This is a genomic window from Candidatus Poriferisodalis multihospitum, from assembly GCF_028283155.1.
GTDB lineage: Bacteria > Actinomycetota > Acidimicrobiia > Acidimicrobiales > Poriferisodalaceae > Poriferisodalis > Poriferisodalis multihospitum.
In genome coordinates, this window is the sequence record NZ_JAPYOK010000007.1 from 1 (window position 1) to 2,947 (window position 2,947).

4 protein-coding genes are annotated in these 2,947 nt (G+C 70.3%); 2 read left to right on the forward strand and 2 right to left on the reverse strand.

The annotated features are described in order from the left end of the window. Positions 1-219 (reverse strand): response regulator (locus tag VI480_RS00135; RefSeq protein WP_323670779.1); only part of this gene is annotated, 219 nt, incomplete at its 3' end. 114 nt (positions 220-333) lie between these two features. Here VI480_RS00135 and VI480_RS00140 point away from each other — a divergent pair. Beyond that, positions 334-1,491 (forward strand): NfeD family protein, encoded by a 1,158-nt coding sequence (locus VI480_RS00140; protein WP_323670780.1) that lies wholly within the window; start codon positions 334-336, stop codon positions 1,489-1,491. Between the two features lie 65 nt (positions 1,492-1,556). Then, the gene (locus VI480_RS00145; protein WP_323670781.1) at positions 1,557-1,823 is read left to right on the forward strand and encodes a WhiB family transcriptional regulator; all 267 of its coding nucleotides are present in this window, start codon (positions 1,557-1,559) and stop codon (positions 1,821-1,823) included. Between the two features lie 12 nt (positions 1,824-1,835). On the opposite strand, the gene VI480_RS00150 is transcribed toward VI480_RS00145, so the two are convergent. Then, a partial coding sequence (locus VI480_RS00150) for a SelB C-terminal domain-containing protein (RefSeq protein WP_323670782.1) occupies positions 1,836-2,947 on the reverse strand: 1,112 nt, incomplete at its 5' end.

Below are 2,947 nucleotides of genomic sequence, written 5' to 3' on the forward strand. Positions count from 1 at the left end.
CATGCCCGATTCCAGGCGCAGGTCCAGGCAGGTGGCCATGCCGCCCATGTTCCCGATCTGGAAGTCGAGGATCACCAGGTCTGGTGTGCTCGCCTGCACGGCAGGCCGGACATCCTGGCCGGAGCGCACCACCCGGAAAGTCACCTCGGGGCCAGCAAGCGCCGCCGCCACCTCTTCGATGACCCAGTCGGCATCGGTGGCCAGCAGCACGTCGGTCACGATGGCGCAGCGTAATGGGGCCGGCCGTCCCCGGCGCCAGTACAGGCGCCACGGGTGTCCCGGATCACCGCAGCGCTTCTAGAGTTCGGGCGGCCGCCGATCCAGGGAGCTCGGGTGAACGCACGTCTGCACCGTCGCGGTTTGGCGCGTCTCGTGGCCGCAACGCTGCTGCTGTCTGCGGTGTTGGGTCTGGTCGCCGTGCCGGCGTCAGCGCACGACGACCCCGAGATACCGCACGTGATCCCCGATGATCCCACCACGCCTCACATCACCGGGGAGGCGCGCCCGCGTCAGATCGTCGTGGTGGAGGTGAACGGGCTCATCGATCCGATTATGGCCTCGTACATCAAGCGCCAGCTCGTCACCGCGGACGGGCTCCACGCGATCGGCGTGGTGCTGCAGATCGACAGCGCCGGGTCCACGATCGACGACGACGCGCTGGTCGACCTGCTCGACAGCGTAGCACCGGTGATCGGCGAGTTCCTGTTCGCCATGTCCGATGAGGGCCTGCTGCCGCCGATCGGCCAGAACGTGACCGGCGATGACGGCGTGGTCCGGCGGGCTCCGGCCGACGACGTGGTCGTGTCGTTCGTCAAGCTGCCACTGCTCGACGGACTCTTCCACACCGCTGCCAGCCCGGCGGTTGCCTACCTGCTGCTGCTGGCCGGTCTGTCGCTGCTGCTGCTCGACTTCTACACCGGCGGCATCGGCATCGCCGCCATGGTTGCAGCGGTGTGTGTGCTGCTCGCCGCGTTCGGCCTGGGAACGCTCGACGTCCGGACGTGGGCGCTGGTGCTGCTCATCGCCGGCTTCGTGGCGTTTGCGGTGGACATCCAGACCGGTGTGCCGCGCTTCTGGACAGCGGCGGGCGGCGCAGCCGTGCTCGCCGGCTCGCTGACGCTGTTCGGCCAGCACTCGATGAGCTGGATCCCGCTGCTGGTGGGACTGGTGGGCGTCGGCGCCTTCGTGCTGTCGGGTCTGCCGGCGCTGGTCCGCACCCGCTACGGCACCGCCACCGTGGGGCGGGAGTGGCTGATCGGGGTGGAGGGCGCTGCGGTGACCGACATCGATCCCGACGGGACCGTCGAGGTCCACGGCGCCCGGTGGCGGGCCCGGGTCAACCGTCTTACGCCGCTGCAGGCGGGTGAACCGCTGCGGGTCAGCGGCCTGAGCGGCGTAGTGCTGGAGGTGGAGCCGCTCGAAGGCGCCGCAGTGGACTACCGCCAGATGAGAAAAAAAAGGACCGATTCGACGGTTTCCGAAACCGAATGAGGTTTCGTTTACCTCTTGTCAAGCGATTTTTCGTGATCTAGTGTCCCCTCCGACAAGGGGGACATATGAGCGCTCTGCTGGTCGATGAGTGGCAGGACAAGGCAGCCTGCAGAGGACCTCAGGCGGCGGTTTTCTTCCCGCCGCCCCGCACCGAGCGGCGCGACGAGAAAGCTGAGCGCGAAGCCCGAGCCAAGGCCATCTGCGGCCAGTGCTCGGTGATCGACGACTGTCTCGACCACGCGCTCGACGTCGGTGAGGCGCACGGCATCTGGGGCGGGCGCAACGAGATCGAGCGCCGCAACATGCTGCTGCTGCGCACCGAAGCCAGCTAGCGCTCTCCCGCTCTATCCAGATACTTCGGGCAGCCGCGGCCCGCCGATGCGCAGGTCCCCGCGCCGCCGCGTCACCCCTGTCCGGTCCAGGTAGCCCACCAGCGGCAGCGCGTACTTCCGTGTGGTGCCGAGTTCTTCGCGGATCTCTGCCACGGTGACACCGTCGGGCTGGGCGCTGAGCAAGCCAGCGATTCGCGCGGCAGCGGCTTCGATGGCGGACGCCGCAAACCAGACCCCGTCCGCGTGCACGAGATCGCCGCGCGCCGCCAGCGCCATGAGCTCCCGCTGGCTGACGCCGCTCGGTGCGGGCGGGGAGAAGGGCGCCGCAGCCAGGTCGGCGATGACCGGATGGTCGGCGAGGACGTCGGCGGCGTCGGCCGGCCGGGCCCGTCCGGCTTCGATGGCGACCCCGTCGAGCGTGCCGACGGCCAGGCGTTGGCGTTCGTCGAGCCCGGCCAGGTCCAAGCCGAGGGGACCGGCGCGTTCGATCTGTTGCCGTAGATCGTCCACCAGCGCCTCGACCAGTTCGGGCGGCGCCACCCAGCCGCCCAGCACGGGCTCCACCCGCTCGCCGGTCAGCCGTTCGAGCTGTGTTGCCTCGATCCACCCGCGCTCGGCGATCATGCGCTCGGCCCGGGCGTCGGGCTGGGCCACCGCAGCCCTCAGCTGCGGGTCGGGATCGAGCACGGTGCCGCCGCCGACGGTCTGCCCCCGGCCGAAGTCGCGCAGCACGAAGCGGTCACCCATCACCAGCGGCAGCCCGACTGGCAGGTGCAGCCGGGCGTAGCCGGTCTGCCCGGGGGCGATGCGTTCGGGCCCCAGCACGCGCAGCCGTACCGGCCACTCGCCCGAGCCGAGGTACAGGGCGTAGGCGCCCCGCCGGGTCACATCGTTCCGAACACCATCCAGAACAGTCAGCTCCACGTCGATGCTGCGGGTGTGGTGCCACTGGTCGGGCCGCACCAGGGCGATGCCACGTCCTAAGTCGTCGGCATCGACGCCGGTGAGATTGAGCGCAACGCGGCGCCCCGGGCCGATGCGATCGACGGCGGTGCTCTGGGTCTGGATCGCCCGCACCCGGGCCGCCCGCCCGCCGGGCGCCGTTCGCAGCTCGTCGCCGGCCG

What these genes read in the sequence shown, in the direction of transcription:
- VI480_RS00145 (WP_323670781.1), top strand. Translation starts at nt 1,557, where the DNA reads ATGAGCGCTCTGCTGGTCGATGAGTGGCAGGACAAGGCAGCCTGCAGA.